This window comes from Chloracidobacterium thermophilum B (assembly GCF_000226295.1).
Lineage (GTDB): Bacteria > Acidobacteriota > Blastocatellia > Chloracidobacteriales > Chloracidobacteriaceae > Chloracidobacterium > Chloracidobacterium thermophilum.
In genome coordinates, this window is the sequence record NC_016024.1 from 343,213 (window position 1) to 361,559 (window position 18,347).

Below are 18,347 nucleotides of genomic sequence, written 5' to 3' on the forward strand. Positions count from 1 at the left end.
AAGACGGAGGCGCTAGGGGGGAAGCCGGGCGTCCAGCGCGCGCAGCCGCTGTGCCAGGCGGAGTAACTCGGCATCGCCTATCGTTGCCCGTCCCTCGATGACGGCCTGGCACCGCTCGGTGACGGCACGCCACTCACTCATCGGATGCCCGGAACGTTCACTCGCCGCAAGGCACAACTCTTTGAGTGGTGCTGTTGTGGGGAGTCCCGTGTAGTGGCACAGCCGCCGGTGAAAGCGCCGGTACAGGTTTTCAATTGCCAGATCGCGTGCGGCGGCTGCTTTCTGAATCCGGGCCATGGCGGTGACAAACTCCAAGGCATTCGTGCGGGGTTTGACCGGCAGCCGCACCGGTCGTCCGAAACGGCGTCCCAGGGTGTAGGCTGCCAGGAGTCCCAGGGCAACGATGTGCCACACCATCCAGGGAATGGGTGTTCCCCGGAAATAGCCCAGCAGACCGAGCAGCCCGCCGTTGGTGGCGCGGTAGCCGTGATGATAGTCGTCAAAAACCACCTGTCCAGCGTTGTCGCGTGTTGCCAGCCGCACGAGATTGAGCAGAAAGCGTGCATTGTCGCCTTCGGCCAGACCCTGGTTGGCAATGACGAAAGGATCGCCGACGTAGATGATGCGTCCCGCCCCGTAACGGACTTCAGCAACGGCTGGAGTGTCCTGAACGCCGGCCAGTGGGACACAGGCCGTCATCTGAAGCGGAAAAGAAGGCTCATCCTCTATCTTGGAGATCGGCACCGGTTGCAGCATCACGGTTGTGGCTTTGGGAGAGATGCCCAACCAGCTTACGCCCTGAAAGGCACCGCCTGGTTGCCAAGGCACCGCGCGTTGCACCGGAACCTGACCAAAAGCCGAACCGGGACCTTCCGGCGGCAGGTATGAACCCGGAAGAAGCTGCTGACGGCCGAGCCGGAGCGGCCACGAACGCTCAAACATGACGAACGTTCCACCCCGTCCAATCCATTCTGCCAGCGCCCGGAGTTGCCTGGTTCTGGGCTTGGTACGGGGTTCGACAAAGATGACGACCCGCACATCCTGTCGGTCGGCCAGGGCCCGGTAGTCCTGTTCCCAGCGGCTGACCCGCACACCCGATTCCTGCAAGAACAGGTAAGCGCCCAGTGTGCCGTAGGGCCGGCTGGAATGGGTCGAGCGGTCGGCATATTCATCTGTTTCCGCATCGGGTTCCGGTTTGACGTAAAACAGCAGATTGATACCCAGCAGCAGAACGACCACGAGAACAACGAGCAGGCTGTTGGTCAGGGTTTGGCGGTTCATGCGGCAGGAGTTTCAGGTCGGGCCGGAATCAGGGGGACATCCCACCAGCAATGGCTGGGCAAAACAGGTCAGGCAAAACTAGGCGGCTGGCAGGGCAGCGCGCACTTCCTGGTAACGTGACAGGCAACGTTCGTAATCTTCCCGGCTGCCTTGGTGCTGTCCATACCAGAGCCGGTCGAAGCGGTCAGTCAACTCATGCACTGCCGGGTAAAGACGCACCTGGGCGCGGACGGCGGAGAGATACTCGCGGTTGGTCCAGGCCGGGTTCAGCGAGAGAACTTCCCGCCGGTCAAGTTCGTGGAGCAGGGCAATATAGACCTTGCGTACGGCCTGTCTCCAGTCGCCAGCTTCAGCCGCAGCCTGCGCCTGTGCCAACAGATCGTCGGCATCCAGATCAAGCGCGACGGGTTCGCCCAGAATGATGCGGACTCCGTCTTCCGCATCGGTTGGCGGTCGGCGCAGGCGGCGTACGAGCCAGACGGCCCCACCGGCAAGCAGGAGCGTCAGGCTGACCCACAGGCCCATTTGCACCCACTGGTTTGACCAAAGCCCACCACTTTCGGCATCAGATTGTTGGCCCCGGGGCAGTTTGCCAAAAATCTTTTCCAGCCACGCCACCAGCCACTCCCGCAGGTACTCAAGGGGGGTCTTGGTTTTCCTGATGGGTTGGAAGTCCTCGCGGGCAAGAATTTCCTGGACGTTAGCCATGGACCCATCTGGTACATCGTTGGTGTGGTGCTCCAGGATGGCGAGATGGGCTTTCAGGGAGTGTAGCCGTTTGTGGATGTCCGTCGCATCCGTAGCCTGACAGAGTTCGTCAAGGGCCGCGCGAAGGCTTCGGTTGTCCACGGTCAGCCGGCCGGTCGGGGTCGTAATGCTTGGGCGCTCCGGCAAAAGCCGATACAGTGCTTCCCGGTCATGTGGGGGAAGGCAGCGGTCCAGGGGCGCTACAGCGCCTTCAGCTTCATCGTCCAACGTGGGTGCTTGGGTGACGTGGACTTGGAGAGCGTTTTCAATGATTTCCCGTGCCTGTGCCAGACGCGCGCGATACGCTTCCAGCGACATTTCCTCCGGCACGGCGGCCCGGACGGGAAGTGTGCCGAGCAGCAGGCACAGCCACCACCCTGTCAGGCAGAGCAGACGCCATTGGGTATCGCCCCTGGTGCCATTCATGGTCAGTATTCGTAAAAGCCGCGTCCTGTCTTCCGTCCAAGCCAGCCGGCGGCGACATACTGCCGCAGCAGCGGGCACGCCCGGTACTTCGGATCGCCAAAGCCTTCGTAGAGCACGTCCAGAATGGCCAGGCACACGTCGAGTCCGATGAAATCGGCCAGTGTCAACGGCCCCATCGGGTGGTTCATGCCGAGCTTCATGATGCCATCAATGGCCTCGCGGGTGGCGACGCCTTCATAGAGGGCAAACATGGCTTCGTTGAGCATAGGCATGAGAATCCGGTTGGAGACAAAGCCGGGGAAGTCGTTGGCCATCAGGCAGGTCTTGCCCAACCTGGCGCCCAGTTCGAGGACGTAGTTGGCAGTGGACTCGCTTGTCGCGCAGCCACGGATGACCTCGACGAGCGGCATGACCGGCACGGGATTCATGAAGTGCATGCCGATGACCTGCGCCGGGCGTTTGGTCGTCGCGGCGATCCTGGTAATCGAAATCGAGGAAGTGTTGGTGGCCAGAACCGTTTCCGGGGGCGTCAGGGCGTCGAGTTCACGGAACAGGGCCGCTTTGGCCTCGAAGTTCTCGATGATGGCCTCGACGACGATTTCTGCACCAGCCACCTCCGCCAGTTCCGTTGTCGGGCGGATACGGGCCAGAATTTCCTCCAGTTGGGCAACGGTCAGGCGTTCCTTTTTGACATCGCGTTCAAGGCTTGAACGGATGGTTGCCAGTCCACGGTCAAGGTATTCCGGGGCAACATCCCGGAGCACGACCTGGAATCCGGCGCGCGCGGCCACCTGGGCAATTCCACTCCCCATCGTGCCCGCGCCAATCACGGCAAATGTACCCATACAGACTGCTATCAAGAATGTGCGCAAAAGTGCGCACGGTTCTCTTCCTGCCCCGACGTGTCCTGTTGACCACCGTCGTATCTGACAGGCGTGACTTTCCCGACTACGGCGGGGACGGTCCCCGCCGCAGCGCCGCCATTGCTGGACGGACTCGCCACGGGTAGGGCAGTTTCGGTTGCCAGCCGTTTCAGGTTCAGCGCCGCATTGAGGTCACGGTCATGGTGCGCACCACATTGAGCACACACCCATGTTCGATCTCTCAATGTCAGCGCCTCGTTCTTCCAGCCACAGATGGAGCACAGTCGGCTACTTGGATACCAGCGATCAGCGATGGTAAGCTGAGTACCGTAGCGCCGGGCCTTGTATTCCAACGGCGAGCGCAACATCCCAAAACCCACGTCAGAGATGGCGCGGGCGAGTTTCTCGTTCTCCAGCATCCCTTTGACGTTTAAATCCTCGATCACCAACGCTTGGTTTTCGCGGCAGAGTCGAGTCGTGAGCTTGTGGGTGAAATCCGCTCGGATATTGGCAATGCGGGCATAGAGCCGTGCCAATATCGCAGCGGACTTCTGCCGGTTGTTCGATACCGGCAGGCGCGTTCCTTCAGGCAGGCGGGCATGGCGTTCAAATCCGGCTGCCTTCCTGGCGGCTTCCAGCTTGCGGCTGAGACGTCGGCTACGGATTTCCAGACGGCGCAGCGCTGCTTTGAGCGGCTTTGGCGCCTCGATGACTTCACCGCTGGAGATCGTTGCGGCAGCCTTGATGCCCAGGTCAATGCCGTTGACCTCGTGCGACGTGCGACGCCGATAAAATTGCGCATCAGGCACCTCGACCTGTATGGCCACAAACCAACGATCCGCGGTGCGAGAAACCGTTGCGCCCAAAATCCTGCCCGCGAAGCGCAGCTCCTTGGTCATGGCGACTTCACCGATCCTGGGCAGACGGATCGTCTTGCCTTCCAGGGTGAACTTGTCGTTGGCAACATAAAAGCTGTCGCGGCAACGACCCTTTTTCTTGAGCCGTGGCTCGTGCGCTTCTTTGCCCCCCTTGGCGAAGAACCGTTCCCAGGCTTTGGCGAGATTCCTGAACGGCTGGGCGTGGGCATCCCGGTGAATGTCTTGCAACCAAGGCCGACCGTTCTCATCGAGCCACTGCGGGTCGGTGTACTTGATGGCGTTGAACTGTTTTTTGAGCGCCATGGCGTTTGGCCTGCCGCCTGCCGCGTATTGCCTGTTCCACTCATTGAGCGCCCAGTTCCAAACACGCCGCGCCGTGCCGCAGGCGCGCTTGAAGCAGTCCACCTGCTCAGGAGTCGGACAAAGAGCGATCTTGTGGGTTGGTTGCATTGTTGGGCCTTTTTGACGTCATTCGCATCCTGTTTCAGCGCTTCATCCAACTTCTTTCGATAGTTCCTCAAACCGTACAGCCGGGACGAAAAACAGCGCACGATGGTCATTAAGTCTTGCACCATTTCCTGTTCGGGAGACAGCCGTTCCTGGTTGAGGACCAGCACTTCGCAGCCATGGGTTTGGGCGTAATGTTCGAACCACTCAAAGCCGAAACGGGTGAGGCGGTCCCGGTGAGCGAGGATCAGCATCCTGACTTCCCGTCGCCCGATCTCGTCCATAAGGGCCAGAAACCGCTTGCGCCTGAAGTCCAGCCCGCTGCCCACTTCCTCGATAAACCCGACCCCCGCCAATCCCTTCGCCACCACGAACTCTTCCAGCACTTTGCGCTGATTCGCCAGGTCCGGCTTCTGCGCCGCACTCGATACCCGACAGTAGGCGACAAGCTTTGTTGGCGCATGGTTGGCCTGCCGCAAACCGATGAACTCACGGATCTGCGTCTCAGTGTAGAGGCGGCGGTTGCTGTCCGTTCGGGCCACCGGAATTAGCCTTCCTTCGCGTTCCCAACGCTGCAACGTCTTGACCGGGACACCAAGGAGTTTTGCCGCCTTGCCTGTGCTTATAGTGCTTTCCATGAGCATTATTATACACTATCGCGTACTATACGGCAAGCTAGAGTCCGGCTCCTTCCGGTGTCAGACCGAATGCGACACCCCCAGGTCTGGTCTAAAGACCCGCCCCGTGTGGACAGCCATCAGTAGTACCGGTCACGGTCATCATCGTCATCGTCGTCGTAATCGTCATCGTAGTCCTCGTCCTCGTCGTCGTAGTCCGATTCGAGGTCGAGTTCAATCGGGTCGAGTCCGACCAGGCGGAGTGTGGCCCCACATTCATCGCACTCGATGGTGTCGCCTTTGTCCGCATCCTCATCTACGTGAATCGCTGCTTTGCACTCAGGACAAGTTCCCTGTGGCATGACCATCCATCTCCTTGGTTGTGCATGGCGGGTTGCGTGGCACGAACGTAATCCAGTCAGTAACCGGCTGCAAGTCAGTCCATGCCCCGAAACGGAAAGCGCATAGCCCACGGAAAGCCTGCAATCCGCAGGCACCGGGTTTGGGGAAACGTGGATGTCTCTTGTCGGTCTGCGCGCTGACGGTTAGAGTCAACGCCTTCGTTCCCAAACCCATCGTTTTTTGGTTGTCCACGGATGTCATCAACGGAAAAAGCGGCACAGATCAAGCTTATGGAATCCCAGTTGGCGCAGCTTTCTGCCGCGCCCCACACTCCGGCACAGGATGCTGAAATTCTGAGACTCCAGGCGCGTGTCCGTGAACTACAGGCGGAAATTCTAGGCGAGGCGAATGAAAGGCATGAGATGACGCCCATGGATCGGGTTCGGCTGGCCCGGCACCCCGACCGTCCGTATTCGCTGGATTTCATCCACCTGCTGTTTACCGACTTTCACGAACTGCATGGCGACCGTCGCTTTGCCGATGATCCAGCCATTGTCTGCGGCTTTGCCCGGTTTGAAGGGGAACCGGTGTTCATCGTCGGGCAGCAGAAAGCCAACTACAAGCAGCGCAAGATGGAAGACCGCAAATACCGCAACTTCGGCATGCCCAAACCGGAAGGCTACCGCAAGGCCATCCGGTTGATGCAGATGGCCGCCAAGTTCCGGCGTCCGGTCATTTCCTTCATTGACACACCGGGGGCCTATCCTGGCATCGAAGCCGAAGAGCGCGGGCAAGGGGAAGCCATTGCCCGGAACATCATTGAAATGATGCGGCTGCCGACGCCCACGATAGGCGTCATCATCGGCGAGGGGGGATCAGGTGGCGCGTTGGCCATCGGTGCCTGTGACCGCATTGACATGCTGGAAAACACAATTTATTCCGTCATCTCGCCCGAAGGCTGCGCTTCCATTCTCTGGAGGGATGCCAACAAGGCGGACCTGGCTGCCGCCGCCATGAAAATCACGCCAGAACCGCTCAAGGCAGCCGGGATCGTGGATGAGATCATTCCAGAACCGGGCGAAGGTGCCCATACCGACCATGCCGCCGCGGCCGAAAATCTGCGGCCGGTGCTGATCAGGCAACTCAAAGAACTGAGCGCGTTGTCGCCGGAAAAACTCATCGAGCAGCGGTATGCGCGCTACTGTCGGCTGGGCGCTTTCGTTATCGAGAACTGAAAACCAGTGCAACAGCCTGATTCAGTAGCTCGCCACCTGCGCCTGGTAGCCGGCCACGTTGCGCTGCATTTCCACCAGCGAGTCGCCGCCGAATTTCTCGCACCAGACCTGCGCCAGCACCAGGGCCGTCATCGCTTCGGCAATGACACCGGCGGCCGGCACGGCCGTTGTGTCTGATCGCTCGAAAGCAGCGGCCTGGGTTTCCTTCGTCAGGACATCCACACTTTGCAGCGCACGGCGGAGCGTCGAAATGGGTTTGAGGTGTCCCCGGAGACGCAGCGGCTGGCCGTTGGTCATGCCCCCTTCCAGTCCGCCGGCATGGTTGGTGGGGCGGGTGAAACCCGTTCCGTCGTAGGCAATTTCGTCGTGCAGTTGTGCACCGGAACGTTGCGACACCGCGACGCCAGCGCCAATCTCAACCGCCTTGACGGCCTGAATGGACATCAGTGCCTGGGCCAGGCGTCCGTCAAGCCGCAGGTCCCATTGGGTGTGTGTTCCAAGCCCGACCGGTAGCCCCCGGACGACGACTTCAAACGCGCCGCCCAGCGTGTCACCACGTTCGCGGGCCGCATCCACGGCGGCCACCATCTCGGCTTCAATGGCCGGGTCAATGCACCGGAGCACCGGGCTGTCCTGAACAGCGGCAATACGTTCCCACGGCGCATCGGCCAGAACGTCGTCAGCCGGAACGCCCCCGACGCGGATGACGTGACTGGCAATTTCAACGCCAAACACGGCCAGCAACTGCCGGGCGAGCGCCCCGGCGGCCACCCGCGCCGCGGTCTCACGCGCGCTGGCACGTTCCAGGATGTCCCGCAGGTCGTGGGTGGCGTACTTGAGTCCGCCGGCCAGGTCGGCATGGCCCGGTCGCGGGCGCGTCACGCGACGTGACTTCTTGGGGTCATCGGCAATGGCGTCCCATTCCGGCGTCGGCTGGCTGGCCATAACAGCCTGCCAGTTCTCGAAGTCGGCGTTGCGGATGAGCAGCGCCACCGGCGAGCCAAGTGTCCGCCCGTGGCGCAGCCCGGAAAGGACCTCAACCCGGTCACGTTCAATCTTCATGCGGCCGCCGCGGCCATAGCCAAGCTGCCGCCGATGAAGCTGGGCATCAATGGCGGCAACGTCAATCGGTAGCCCGGCCGGCAAACCTTCGACAATCGTGACCAGCGCCGGCCCGTGGGATTCGCCGGCCGTGATGAAACGCAGCATAACACCCGATCCTTTCAACCTTTCTTTTTTTGCCAACGGCCCCGGTTTCGTCCGGCTAGCGCGCTGCCGGCGGGGAAGGCGGCGCGCCCGGCCGGGAAGCCACGTCGAGCGCGGCCAGGTTGGCCCCCAGCAGAAGCAGCAGGGAAGACACAAACGCCCACATCACGAGCGAGACCGTCACGTAAAACGGGCCGTAGGTTTTGCGGAAGTCAATGAGCGGCAGGCAGGCCACAAAAACATAGTGCGCCGCCTCCCACAGCAGTCCTACCCAGACGGCCATCGGCAACACCCGCCGCGCCGCCGGACGTTCACTCGGCAGGATCATGTACAGCCCGAAAAGCATGCCGATGGTGATGGGCAGGGACAGCACCTTGGCCCCGACAAGCGTCATGAAGGATGCCAGGCGCGGCACTCCGGCGTTGCCGAGCAGTTGTGTGGCCAACCATTGCATACCGGCCGTGAGGGCGACGATCAGCAGGAAACAGACGCCACACACCGGTACGAGTCCCATGGCGAGCAACTGGCTTTTCCAGCCGCTCCGGGGCTGTTTGACGCGCCAGGCCCGGTTCAGCGCCAGTTCCAGCGGAGTGAAAATACCGGCGCTCGTAAAAATCAGCGCCACAATCGAGAACACCGCCACACCCCGGTTGGTGTGCTCTTCCAGCACAACCCGCAGGTTGCGCACAATGAAATCCTCGGCAACCGGCAGGTAAGTCGTCTTGAGCAGAAACAGCGTGGTTTCGACCCCCGTGTTCCAGTGCAGGACTTCGCGGCACGTCAACAGCACGAGCAGCAGAAAGGGATAGAGCGCCAGCAGGGCGTTGAAGGCAATGGCCGAGGCCAGCACATAGACTTCGTTGCTGGCCAGGTCGGCAATTGCCGGAAAAATGCGGCGGGCCGTGAGTCCAATGCGGTAGAAAAAGCCCAGTTGCCCTGGAGTTGCCAGTGGCGGAGCAACGTTGGGGGCGTGGTTGGCAGGGAGTGTGGTAGCAGGCATGTCCGAATTCCAAAAAAGCTTTTCGTGCATAGGTTGCCGAAGGCGAGGCGGCGATTTCAAGGCACAGAGACCATCCGCCTGCCAAAAGGTATCGTCAGCCGGCCGCCGCCAAACTACAATGCGTCCCGGTTGTTTCGGGAACCATCGGGCGACGGCCCCCTTGACCCGGTAACGCCACGGTTCTGACAAGCCGCGTTCTGCGGCACAACTTCCAGCAATGACTTCTTCACGAGGTACTTAGACGATGAAACGTGCATTCAAACGTGCGTCGGTGCTTTGTATGCTGGCCGCCGCGCTGTTTGTGGCGGCCTGTACGGCCGCCAATACGGCAACGGCGACGCCGCCGGCCGGAACGCCGGCCCCACCCTTCACGGCTGTGGACAGCAATGGCAAAAAGCACTCACTCAGCGATTTCAAGGGCAAATTCGTCGTGCTTGAATGGGTCAACTTCGATTGTCCCTTCGTGGTGCGGCACTACAAAAGCGGCAACATGCAGGCACTCCAGCGCAAGTACACTGCCAAGGGCGTGGTCTGGCTTTCCATCAACTCATCCGCCGTCGGCAAGCAGGGATATTTCAGCCCCGCCGAAATCAACGCCAAAATCAAGGAGCGGAATGCCGCGCCAACAGCCTATCTGATTGACACCGATGGCACTATTGGCAAGGCTTACGGGGCCAAAACGACGCCCCACATGTACGTCATTGATCCCGAAGGCAATCTGATTTACCAGGGAGCCATTGACGATTCGGCGTCCACGGACCCCAATGAAAAAGCAAAGGTCAACTACGTTGAAGCCGCTCTCGAAGCGGCGATGGCCGGTAAACCAGTTGCCGTCCCGACGACAAAACCCTATGGGTGCAGCGTCAAGTACAAGTGACTTGGCAGACCTGATGTGAAGGCCGGACGGACGGAAAGTGGATTGGCACCGGCCGGTGACACCCAGGCCCAGTGAACCTGGCGATGCAAAAGGGGCAGATACTCCCGGTGTGCGCCGCCAGGTTTTCCCATGGCGGGTTGACATGGAAGCAACCCCGACCAGACACCCTGGCGCTACTGTCTAGCGTCACTACCGGAGAGAGAAATCCCCCATGAGCGAAGAAGCGCCTGTATCATTCAAAGTCAGCGATCGGCGGCTGTTCAATCCTGATGGGACACTCCGCACAGATGTGGAACGCGAAGTGTCATCTGCCGAACCCGAACCTGTGCGGCCAACCAGTGAACCGGCAACCTCCCCCCAGAATGCCGATACGCCTTCTGACCAGCCGACGCCGCCCAAGGAAGACCCCCTGTTCAGTGATTTTGTGTTGGAGTTGGCCACCAACGCCATGGTGATGCTCGGTCTCATTGAGCATCCGCAGTACGGGCGATTGCCGCCGGATATCGAAGGCGCGCGGCACTATATTGACATTTTGGGGATGCTGCTGGAGAAAACCAAGGGCAATCTGGCACCTGCCGAAGAGCGTCAGCTCCAGGATACGGTTTCCTCCCTGCGTATGCAGTTCGTCGCTATCACGAAGCGGGTGGCGGCGCAGGTGCGCAAGGACACCTGACCCAATCACCACTTTGTGCCATCCGTTGGGAACCGTTTTTCACCACAAACGGTTCCCAACAAATACGGCTGAAGCCTTCCAGGCCGGGGCTGGCTTCTTCAGGCCAGCGCCTGCCGGACGCGCGACACGAGATTGGCAAAACTGGTTTCGTCTGTGACCGCCAGATTGGCCAGGATTTTGCGGTCAAGCGTGATACCGGCCTTCCTGAGACCGTACATAAACTGGCTGTAGCTCATACCACTGCGCCGTGCGGCTGCGTTGATGCGTACAATCCACAGCGAACGGTAGTCGCGTTTCTTGATGCGGCGACCAATGTAGGCAAACTTCAGCGCCCGCTCGACCGATTCCTTGGCGGAGCGATACAGCTTGCTCTTGGTCATCTTGTAGCCTTTGGCCAGTTTGAGAATCTTCTTCCGGCGCTGTAATCGTTTGTTCCCACGTTTTACACGAGGCATGGTATTTTTGACTCCTCAATACGCACAAACTTCAGAAAAGCCTGTTCCTTGCAGCTATCCTTCCGCCCGGCCGATACTTCCGGCTGGATTGCACGCTGCCGCCCAATGGGCCGCAGCGGCTGTCTCCTGACACCTCTTACCGATTGCCGTAGGGCAGCATCCGGCGCACGGTTGGCTCATCGGCTGGTGAAACGTAGGTGTCCAGGTCAAGATGACGCCGGCGTTTCGGAGATTTCTTGGTCAGAAGGTGACGGCAGTGTGAGTGCCCACGCTTGAACTTTCCGTTGGCCGTTGAGCGAAAACGCTTGACGGCACCCTTGTGTGTTTTCAGCTTCGGCATTTGCTTTCTCCTTGTGTTTCTCTTCGGGAACGATGCCCTGCGTCCGTCATCTCGTGCAGGAAGTGCTGGGCCGTCACTTCTTGGGCGCAAAGATGACAAACATCGTCATCCCTTCCATCTTGGGGCGAACTTCAACCGTGGCCACATGCGCCAAGTCTTTCTCAAGTCGCGCCAGAACCCGCTCACCGAGTTCCCGGTGCGTAATCTCACGCCCGATGAAGCGAACTGACGCCTTCACTTTATCTCCATCCTCCAGCGCCCGCAGGGCGTTGTTTTTCTTGAACTCATAATCATGCTCGCCGATGCTGGGCCGAAGCTTGATTTCCTTGACCGAGATAACCGTCTGCTTCTTTTTGGCTTCGTGCTGCTTCTTCTTCTGCTCGTACTGCCATTTGCCGTAGTCAATGATGCGGCACACCGGGGGGTTGGCCTGGGAGGCCACTTCGACCAGGTCCAGCCCCCGTTCTTGGGCAATGGCCAGCGCCTGCTGGGTCGGCATAATACCGAGCTGGTTTCCGTCCTCATCAATGACCCGCACTTCACGATGGCGGATGCGCTCATTCGTGGGCACCTGCGGGCCACGGTCGCGGGTGCTTCGATTGGGTGAGATGGCGATACGATCACTCCTTTGCTGGGGCAACGTCCATACCGGACCATGCCAGTTGTCCTTTGACCGCGCACCGGGCGCGGCCGTTGCTAGGGCGTGATGACACGCTGCTGAACTTCCCGGGTGACACGGGCGATGAAGTCGTCCATGGAAAATGTCCCAATGTCGCCTTCACTGCGCGTCCGAACCGCCAGCGTTCCGGTTTCGGCCTCACGGTCACCCAGGATGACCATGTAGGGCACTTTGCGCAACTGCGCCTGACGAATCTTGGCGCCAATTTTTTCGCTGCGCGCGTCAACCTCAACCCGCAGCCCCACCTGCCGCAGGGTCTGGGCGATCCCGGCGGCGCGGTCGTTCCATCGGTCAGCGATGGGCAGCACGGCCACCTGAACCGGCGCCAGCCACACGGGAAACCGGCCGCCAAAATGCTCGATGAGAAGACCAAAAAACCGTTCGAGCGAACCCAAAATCGCCCGGTGAACCATAATGGGCGGATGTGGGCGGTTGTCCGCGCCGATATATTCCAGCCCAAAACGCTGAGGCAGGTTGAAATCCACCTGAATGGTGGCCAGTTGCCAGGTGCGTCGAATAGCGTCAATCACCTTGATGTCAATCTTCGGGCCGTAAAACGCAGCTTCGCCTTCGACACGGGTGTAGGCCAGCCCCAACCGGTCGAGCGCCTGCGTCAGCGCCGCTTCCGCCAGTGCCCAGACTTCGGGGCCGCCCAGGTACTTCGCGTGATTTTCAGGGTCACGTACCGAGAGTTCAATCCGGTACTCGAACCCGAACGTGGCATAGACCTTTTGGGCAAACTCCAGGCAGCCGATGATTTCTGCTTCCAGGGTTTCCGGCGTGCAAAACAGGTGGGCATCATCCTGTGTAAAGCCGCGCACCCGCAGCAGGCCGTGCTGCACGCCCGACCGCTCGTAGCGATATACCGTGCCCATTTCGGCGTAGCGCAGCGGCAACTCCCGGTAACTGCGTGGCTGGGACTTGTAAATCTGGATGTGAAACGGGCAGTTCATCGGCTTGAGCTGATATTCGAGCGGCTCATCCTCGAACTGCATCGGGGGGTACATGTCACCCCGGTACTTGGCCGTATGCCCGGAAGTTTCCCACAACCGGCTCGATGCCACGTGTGGCGTGCGAACGAGTTGGTAATCGCGGGCAAACAGCTCTTCGTAGAGAAATTCCTGCAACAGGTGCAGGATGAGTGCGCCCTTGGGATGAAACAGAGCCAGCCCACTGCCGACTTCATCCGTAAAGCTAAAGAGGTCAAGCTCTTTGCCCAGCCGACGGTGGTCGCGGCGGGCAGCTTCTTCGCGCTGCTGAAGCCAGGCGTCGAGTTCTTCCTGGGTGAAAAAGGACGTGCCGTAGATGCGCTGCATCTGCGGATTGCGCTCGTCGCCCAGCCAGTAAGCGCCCGCGACGGACAGCAGCTTGAACGCCTTGATCCGTCCGGCACTTGGCACATGTGGCCCCCGGCAGAAATCAATGAACTGGTCGCCCAAGGTGTAGAAGCTGGGGTTTTCGCCGCCCTTTTCGCTGATGAAATAACATTTGAGTTCGTCGGCGCTGAATTTTTGCAGCGCTTCTTCGCGTGTCATCTCGACCCGGCGAAAGGGCACGTTCTGCTTGACCATCTCACGCATCCGCTTCTCGATGCGCGCCAGATCATCCGGGGTGAACGGCTTTTCCTGAAGAAAGTCGTAGTAAAACCCGCCCTTGGGATCATCCTTGAGAGCAGGGCCGGCGCCGAGTTTTGTTCCCGGAAACAGGTCGAGAACGGCGGCCGCCAGCAGGTGCGCTGTCGAGTGCCGGTAAATCTCCAGCGCCTCCGGGTCTTCGGGGAGAACCGGCTCGACGGTATCTGTCTCGGAAACTTCACAGCTTGTATCCCGCAGTTCGCCGTTGACGCGCACGGCGAGCGCCCGTTTGGCCACACCCGGATCGCGGGCCTGGAGCACCTGAAAGGCCGTGAGGCGGGAATGAGCGGATGCCGAAGCCGGTGACACTTCCATAACCAGACAACAACGAAGCGGGCGTGCCTGGTACGCGCGGCGTCGCCCGCCCTGAGTTTGCCACACCCCAACCGGCGTCTCCAGCGCCGTGCCCAAGTGTGACGCAACCAACCGATGCACCGTAAAGCCCGGTGGACTGGGGTGAAGGAAGTGGTAGTCGCGCACGGATTTGAACCGTGGACCCCTACCGTGTCAAGGTAGTGCTCTACCCCTGAGCTACGCGACTGCAAGTACCCAGACACCGCTTGGCGGCGCAACAGCAAGTTTTGAAGAATACTGGTTCAGCCAAAGGCTGTCAAAAGAAATCTGCGTTACGTTACAGTTCCCTGACCGGTTGGGGGTGGGGTGCCGGTTTCGTGGCCGGTGTGGTGGGGGAAGCCGGAGGGGCGTGGTCATGTCCGTCGGTATCGGTTCCGGAACCGTTTTCTTTGCCGCCGAAAAAGAAACCATACTCAAAGACAATCCCGCTTTTGCCGTTGCCTGGATGATTTGGAATTTTGTAAGCCACGACAATGATCTGGTTTTTCGTTGGGTGAAAGAGAATGCCGGGGGTGAAAAAGCCAAAGTCATGCCGGCCGTAAAACCACTCGCCCAGCAGGTAAAGCCGGTGCCTGATGAGGGGCTGCTCAACTGCGGCGATAGGGTGAACGGTCGTTTTCTTGAAGAGGTTTTTCGTGCCAAAGCTGACGCCGGCTGTCAGGCGGGTATGCGTTTGGGGCACCACCAGGCTGCCGTGGGAGCCGGACTCTAGCTTGCCGTATAGTACGCGATAGTGTATAATAATGCTCATGGAAAGCACTATAAGCACAGGCAAGGCGCAAAACTCCTTGGTGTCCCGGTCAAGACGTTGCAGCGTTGGGAACGCGAAGGAAGGCTAATTCCGGTGGCCCGAACGGACAGCAACCGCCGCCTCTACACTGAGACGCAGGTCCGTGAGTTCATCGGTTTGCGGCAGGCCAACCATGCGCCAACAAAGCTTGTCGCCTACTGTCGGGTATCGAGTGCGGCGCAGAAGCCGGACCTGGCGGATCAGCGCAAAGTGCTGGAAGCGTTCGTGGTGGCGAAGGGATTGGCGGGGGTCGGGTTTATCGAGGAAGTGGGCGGCGGGCTGAACTTCAGGCGCAAGCGGTTTCTGGCCCTTATGGACGAGAGCGGGCGACGGGAAGTCAGGATGCTGATCCTCGCTCACCGGGACCGCCTCACCCGTTTCGGCTTTGAGTGGTTCGAACATTACGCCCAAACCCATGGCTGCGAAGTGCTGGTACTCAACCAGGAACGGCTGTCTCCCGAACAGGAAATGGTGCAAGACTTAATGACCATCGTGCACTGTTTTTCGTCTCGGCTATACGGTTTGAGGAACTATCGAAAGAAGTTGGATGCGAGCGCTGAAACAGGATGTGAATGACGTCAAAAAGGCCCAACAATGCAACTAACCCACAAGATCGCTCTTTGTCCGACTCCTGAGCAAGTGGACTACTTCAAGCGCGCCTGCGGCACGGCGCGGCGTGTTTGGAACTGGGCGCTCAATGAGTGGAACAGGCAATACGCAGCAGGCGGCAGGCCAAACGCCATGGCGCTCAAAAAACAGTTCAACGCCATCAAGTACACCGACCCGCAGTGGCTCGATGAGAACGGTCGGCCTTGGTTGCGAGACATTCACCGGGATGCCCACGCCCAGCCGTTTGCCCATCTCGCCAAAGCCTGGGAAAGATTCTTCACCGACCTCAAGGCTGGCAAAGAGGCACACGCACCGCGCTTCAAGAAAAAGGGGCGCTGCCGCGACAGCTTTTACGTAGCCAACGACAAGTTCCGTCTGGTCGGTAAGACGATCCGCCTACCCAAGATCGGCGAAGTCGCCATGACCGAGGAACTGCGATTCAAAGGAAAGATACTGGGCGCAACGGTTTCTCGCACCGCGGATCGTTGGTTTGTGGCCATACAGGTCGAGGTGCCTGATGCGCAATTTTATCGGCGTCGCACGTCGCACGAGGTCAACGGCATCGACCTGGGCATCAAGGCTGCCGCAACGGTCTCCAGCGGTGAAGTCATCGAGGCGCCAAAGCCGCTCAAAGCAGCGCTGCGCCGTCTGGAAATCCGTAGCCGACGTCTCAGCCGCAAGCTGGAAGCCGCCAGGAAGGCAGCAGGATTTGAACGCCATGCCCGCCTGCCTGAAGGAACGCGCCTGCCGGTCTCGAACAACCGGCAGAAGTCCGCTGCGATATTGGCAAGGCTCTATGCCCGCATGGCCAATATCCGAGCGGATTTCACCCACAAGCTCACGACTCGACTCTGCCGCGAAAACCAAGCGTTGGTGATCGAGGATTTAAACGTCAAAGGGATGCTGCAGAACGAGAAACTCGCCCGCGCCATCTCTGACGTGGGTTTTGGGATGTTGCGCTCGCAGTTGGAATACAAGGCCCGGCGCTACGGTACTCAGCTTACCATCGCTGATCGCTGGTATCCAAGCAGCCGACTGTGCTCCATCTGTGGCTGGAAGAACGAGGCGCTGACATTGAGAGATCGAACATGGGTGTGTGCTCAATGTGGTGCGCACCATGACCGTGACCTCAATGCGGCGCTGAACCTGAAACGGCTGGCAACCGAAACTGCCCTACCCGTGGCGAGTCCGTCCAGCAATGGCGGCGCTGCGGCGGGGACCGTCCCCGCCGTAGTCGGGAAAGTCACGCCTGTCAGATACGACGGTGGTCGACAGGACACGTCGGGGCAGGAAGAGAACCGTGCGCACTTTTGCGCACATTCTTGATAGCAGTAGGTGAATCCGCCCAGTCCACGCCCCCGCAGGTTGTACGTCACCATCTGCCCCACCTCCATTTCATTTCCCAGGCGGGATGCCGTTTCTGAAACATGGGCAGCGCCGTTTTGAACCCGACACCGATGTTTTCATTCAGCGCCTGTGGCGTCCCGCTGTTGTAGGTCGTCACCGCCAGTTCGGTGTTTTTGCCAATGCCGTAGCAATAGAAGTTGGTTGCATACCAGTAGCGCCCCGGGTTCCACGGGCGCCACTGGGTTTCGTGCATGATGAAGTGTTTTCCCTCGGGGGTAATGTCGGCCGAAGGCAGGTTGACGATGGCCTGTTGGGCTGGAACGGTCAACATGGAAAACAGCCCCAGCCACTGGGCAAGCAACAGCCAGCGGGAAGTGATGCGCATGGAGGTGTACCAGGTTTTGGTCAGCGCCGGGAAGGCTTGGCTGCCCAAAAGGTGTGGTGGGGCCGGAAGGTGTTGTGGGAACGTGTGACCTCAAGTTTACTCCGGGCGTTGTATTCTGGCTACAGGGAAGTGAAGCCAACGCACCAGGGAGCGGCAGACCATGGCGATTCAGAAACGAACGGTAGGCGTGATTGGCACTGGCAATGTCGGCGTTGCCGCCGCTTATGCCCTGTTTATGCAGCAGACGGCGAGCGACCTCATTCTGCTCGACAAAGACCAGCGCCGCGCGGAAGGCGAAGCGCTCGACCTGATGCACGGACAAACCTTTGCCGGCCCCACACGGGTGCGGGTTGGCGACTATGCCGACCTGGCCGAAGCGCAGGTCATCGTCATAGCCGCCGGTGTCGGCCAGCGTCCCGGCGAAACCCGGCTCGACCTGATGGAACGCAATGTTGCCGTCTTTCGCGCCATCCTGACCGAACTTGACCGCCACGCGCCGACGGCCCTGCTGGTCATCGCCACCAATCCGGTGGACGTGCTCACGTATGTTGCCCAGGAGCTTTCCACGCGCCCGCCGCAGCGCATCCTCGGAACTGGAACGATGCTGGACACGGCACGTTTCCGAAGCCTGCTCGGCGAACACTACGGCGTGGACCCGCGCTCGGTGCATGCTTACATCCTGGGCGAGCACGGCGACACGGAATTTCCGGTCTGGAGCGATGCCCGCATCGGCGGACTGCGCCTCGTGGGCAACACCATTAACGGCCGGCCCTACGACCGTCCGGCGCTGGATGCCATCTTTGAGCGGACGCGCCGCAGCGCCTACGACATCATCGAGCGGAAAGGTTACACCAACCTCGCCATCGGATTGGTCATTGCGCGCCTGGTACAGACAATTCTCGATGGACAGCACAGTGTGTTGCCAGTAAGTGTCAGACTCCAGGGCGAGTACGGTATCTCTGGCGTTTGTCTGAGCCTGCCGGGGATCGTCAGCGAAAACGGACTCGAGACGAGCATCCTGCCGGAACTGGATGACACCGAACTGGCGGCGATGCACCATTCGGCCAACGTCCTGCGTGAACGCATTGCCGAAGCCCTGCCCGGTCAGGTGGGACAGGAACTGAAAACACAAGAAGCTGGCTGACAAGCCTGGTCAACCAAC

At 60.1% G+C, this 18,347-nt stretch carries 18 protein-coding genes, 1 tRNA gene and 2 pseudogenes; 7 read left to right on the plus strand and 14 right to left on the minus strand.

The features are described 5' to 3' along the window. Nucleotides 1-12: 12 nt before the first annotated feature. The 6 genes and pseudogenes from CABTHER_RS01405 to CABTHER_RS01430 all read right to left on the minus strand — a co-directional run bounded on the left by CABTHER_RS01405 (nt 13) and on the right by CABTHER_RS01430 (nt 5,621). On the minus strand, nt 13-1,281 hold the full coding sequence (locus CABTHER_RS01405; protein WP_014098789.1) for a DUF4350 domain-containing protein: 1,269 nt from the start codon (nt 1,279-1,281) through the stop codon (nt 13-15). Nucleotides 1,282-1,359: 78 nt separating this feature from the next. Beyond that, the gene (locus tag CABTHER_RS01410; RefSeq protein ID WP_014098790.1) at nt 1,360-2,454 is read right to left on the minus strand and encodes a DUF4129 domain-containing protein; all 1,095 of its coding nucleotides are present in this window, start codon (nt 2,452-2,454) and stop codon (nt 1,360-1,362) included. A 2-nt stretch (nt 2,455-2,456) separates the two neighbouring features. After that, nucleotides 2,457-3,299: a 3-hydroxybutyryl-CoA dehydrogenase gene (locus CABTHER_RS01415; RefSeq protein WP_014098791.1), complete on the minus strand. Its 843-nt coding sequence runs from the start codon at nt 3,297-3,299 to the stop codon at nt 2,457-2,459. Between the two features lie 11 nt (nt 3,300-3,310). Then, nucleotides 3,311-4,645, minus strand: coding sequence for an RNA-guided endonuclease InsQ/TnpB family protein (locus CABTHER_RS01420; protein WP_014098792.1), 1,335 nt, complete (start codon nt 4,643-4,645; stop codon nt 3,311-3,313). Beyond that, nucleotides 4,639-5,286: pseudogene (locus tag CABTHER_RS16420) on the minus strand (IS607 family transposase); the annotation flags it as partial. The pseudogene CABTHER_RS16420 and the gene CABTHER_RS01420, both read right to left, overlap by 7 nt. A 113-nt stretch (nt 5,287-5,399) precedes the next feature. Next, on the minus strand, nt 5,400-5,621 hold the full coding sequence (locus tag CABTHER_RS01430; protein ID WP_041569305.1) for a hypothetical protein: 222 nt from the start codon (nt 5,619-5,621) through the stop codon (nt 5,400-5,402). 234 nt (nt 5,622-5,855) lie between these two features. On the opposite strand from CABTHER_RS01430, the gene CABTHER_RS01435 reads away from it, so the two are divergent. Beyond that, complete coding sequence (locus CABTHER_RS01435) at nt 5,856-6,836, plus strand: acetyl-CoA carboxylase carboxyltransferase subunit alpha (protein ID WP_014098795.1); 981 nt, start codon at nt 5,856-5,858, stop codon at nt 6,834-6,836. Nucleotides 6,837-6,857: 21 nt separating this feature from the next. Here the strand turns inward: CABTHER_RS01435 and aroC are convergent, their stop codons facing one another. Together aroC and CABTHER_RS01445 are read right to left on the minus strand one after the other, a co-directional pair. Further along, nucleotides 6,858-8,045, minus strand: coding sequence for a chorismate synthase (gene aroC, locus CABTHER_RS01440; protein ID WP_014098796.1), 1,188 nt, complete (start codon nt 8,043-8,045; stop codon nt 6,858-6,860). Between the two features lie 55 nt (nt 8,046-8,100). Continuing rightward, complete coding sequence (locus CABTHER_RS01445) at nt 8,101-9,042, minus strand: YihY/virulence factor BrkB family protein (RefSeq protein WP_187288396.1); 942 nt, start codon at nt 9,040-9,042, stop codon at nt 8,101-8,103. Between the two features lie 244 nt (nt 9,043-9,286). On the opposite strand from CABTHER_RS01445, the gene CABTHER_RS01450 reads away from it, so the two are divergent. Next, complete coding sequence (locus CABTHER_RS01450) at nt 9,287-9,919, plus strand: thioredoxin family protein (RefSeq protein ID WP_148263886.1); 633 nt, start codon at nt 9,287-9,289, stop codon at nt 9,917-9,919. A 211-nt stretch (nt 9,920-10,130) separates the two neighbouring features. Continuing rightward, nucleotides 10,131-10,592, plus strand: coding sequence for a DUF1844 domain-containing protein (locus CABTHER_RS15245; RefSeq protein ID WP_014098799.1), 462 nt, complete (start codon nt 10,131-10,133; stop codon nt 10,590-10,592). A 98-nt stretch (nt 10,593-10,690) separates the two neighbouring features. On the opposite strand, the gene rplT is transcribed toward CABTHER_RS15245, so the two are convergent. From rplT to CABTHER_RS01480, 5 genes are all read right to left on the minus strand, one after another. Next, complete coding sequence (rplT, locus tag CABTHER_RS01460) at nt 10,691-11,047, minus strand: 50S ribosomal protein L20 (RefSeq protein WP_014098800.1); 357 nt, start codon at nt 11,045-11,047, stop codon at nt 10,691-10,693. Nucleotides 11,048-11,183: 136 nt separating this feature from the next. After that, nucleotides 11,184-11,387, minus strand: a complete 204-nt coding sequence (gene rpmI / locus CABTHER_RS01465) for a 50S ribosomal protein L35 (RefSeq protein WP_014098801.1) — start codon at nt 11,385-11,387, stop codon at nt 11,184-11,186. A gap of 73 nt (nt 11,388-11,460) precedes the next feature. Then, nucleotides 11,461-12,027, minus strand: a complete 567-nt coding sequence (gene infC / locus CABTHER_RS01470) for a translation initiation factor IF-3 (protein ID WP_335334120.1) — start codon at nt 12,025-12,027, stop codon at nt 11,461-11,463. A 56-nt stretch (nt 12,028-12,083) separates the two neighbouring features. Further along, nucleotides 12,084-14,180, minus strand: coding sequence for a threonine--tRNA ligase (gene thrS / locus CABTHER_RS01475; RefSeq protein ID WP_148263887.1), 2,097 nt, complete (start codon nt 14,178-14,180; stop codon nt 12,084-12,086). Beyond that, nucleotides 14,167-14,241, minus strand: a tRNA-Val gene (locus CABTHER_RS01480). Before CABTHER_RS01480 ends, thrS begins: the two co-directional genes overlap by 14 nt. Before the next feature lie 168 nt (nt 14,242-14,409). Between CABTHER_RS01480 and CABTHER_RS16905 the strand changes: the two genes are divergently transcribed. From CABTHER_RS16905 to CABTHER_RS01495, 3 genes and pseudogenes are all read left to right on the plus strand, one after another. Then, a complete protein-coding gene (locus CABTHER_RS16905; RefSeq protein WP_148263888.1) occupies nt 14,410-14,766 on the plus strand; it encodes a hypothetical protein in 357 nt (118 codons plus the stop codon). Nucleotides 14,767-14,797: 31 nt separating this feature from the next. Continuing rightward, a pseudogene (locus CABTHER_RS01490) lies at nt 14,798-15,448 on the plus strand (IS607 family transposase). Further along, complete coding sequence (locus CABTHER_RS01495; protein ID WP_014098806.1) at nt 15,439-16,779, plus strand: RNA-guided endonuclease InsQ/TnpB family protein; 1,341 nt, start codon at nt 15,439-15,441, stop codon at nt 16,777-16,779. The pseudogene CABTHER_RS01490 and the gene CABTHER_RS01495 overlap by 10 nt, the downstream one beginning before the upstream one ends. A gap of 46 nt (nt 16,780-16,825) precedes the next feature. Here the strand turns inward: CABTHER_RS01495 and CABTHER_RS01500 are convergent, their stop codons facing one another. After that, nucleotides 16,826-17,185 carry a hypothetical protein gene (locus CABTHER_RS01500; protein WP_148263890.1) on the minus strand — a complete coding sequence of 120 codons (360 nt, stop codon included), beginning with the start codon at nt 17,183-17,185 and terminating at the stop codon, nt 16,826-16,828. A 160-nt stretch (nt 17,186-17,345) separates the two neighbouring features. On the opposite strand from CABTHER_RS01500, the gene CABTHER_RS01505 reads away from it, so the two are divergent. Beyond that, nucleotides 17,346-18,329, plus strand: coding sequence for an L-lactate dehydrogenase (locus tag CABTHER_RS01505; RefSeq protein WP_014098808.1), 984 nt, complete (start codon nt 17,346-17,348; stop codon nt 18,327-18,329). Nucleotides 18,330-18,347 lie beyond the last annotated feature (18 nt).

Bases quoted from the DNA above. Each gene is read 5' to 3' on its own strand.
- CABTHER_RS01405 (WP_014098789.1), bottom strand. From the start codon at position 1,281: ATGAACCGCCAAACCCTGACCAACAGCCTGCTCGTTGTTCTCGTGGTC.
- CABTHER_RS01410 (WP_014098790.1), bottom strand. From the start codon at position 2,454: ATGAATGGCACCAGGGGCGATACCCAATGGCGTCTGCTCTGCCTGACA.
- CABTHER_RS01415 (WP_014098791.1), bottom strand. From the start codon at position 3,299: ATGGGTACATTTGCCGTGATTGGCGCGGGCACGATGGGGAGTGGAATT.
- CABTHER_RS01420 (WP_014098792.1), bottom strand. From the start codon at position 4,645: ATGCAACCAACCCACAAGATCGCTCTTTGTCCGACTCCTGAGCAGGTG.
- CABTHER_RS01430 (WP_041569305.1), bottom strand. From the start codon at position 5,621: ATGCCACAGGGAACTTGTCCTGAGTGCAAAGCAGCGATTCACGTAGAT.
- CABTHER_RS01435 (WP_014098795.1), top strand. From the start codon at position 5,856: ATGTCATCAACGGAAAAAGCGGCACAGATCAAGCTTATGGAATCCCAG.
- aroC (WP_014098796.1), bottom strand. From the start codon at position 8,045: ATGCTGCGTTTCATCACGGCCGGCGAATCCCACGGGCCGGCGCTGGTC.
- CABTHER_RS01445 (WP_187288396.1), bottom strand. From the start codon at position 9,042: ATGCCTGCTACCACACTCCCTGCCAACCACGCCCCCAACGTTGCTCCG.
- CABTHER_RS01450 (WP_148263886.1), top strand. From the start codon at position 9,287: ATGAAACGTGCATTCAAACGTGCGTCGGTGCTTTGTATGCTGGCCGCC.
- CABTHER_RS15245 (WP_014098799.1), top strand. From the start codon at position 10,131: ATGAGCGAAGAAGCGCCTGTATCATTCAAAGTCAGCGATCGGCGGCTG.
- rplT (WP_014098800.1), bottom strand. From the start codon at position 11,047: ATGCCTCGTGTAAAACGTGGGAACAAACGATTACAGCGCCGGAAGAAG.
- rpmI (WP_014098801.1), bottom strand. From the start codon at position 11,387: ATGCCGAAGCTGAAAACACACAAGGGTGCCGTCAAGCGTTTTCGCTCA.
- CABTHER_RS16905 (WP_148263888.1), top strand. From the start codon at position 14,410: ATGTCCGTCGGTATCGGTTCCGGAACCGTTTTCTTTGCCGCCGAAAAA.
- CABTHER_RS01495 (WP_014098806.1), top strand. From the start codon at position 15,439: ATGCAACTAACCCACAAGATCGCTCTTTGTCCGACTCCTGAGCAAGTG.
- CABTHER_RS01500 (WP_148263890.1), bottom strand. From the start codon at position 17,185: ATGCGCATCACTTCCCGCTGGCTGTTGCTTGCCCAGTGGCTGGGGCTG.
- CABTHER_RS01505 (WP_014098808.1), top strand. From the start codon at position 17,346: ATGGCGATTCAGAAACGAACGGTAGGCGTGATTGGCACTGGCAATGTC.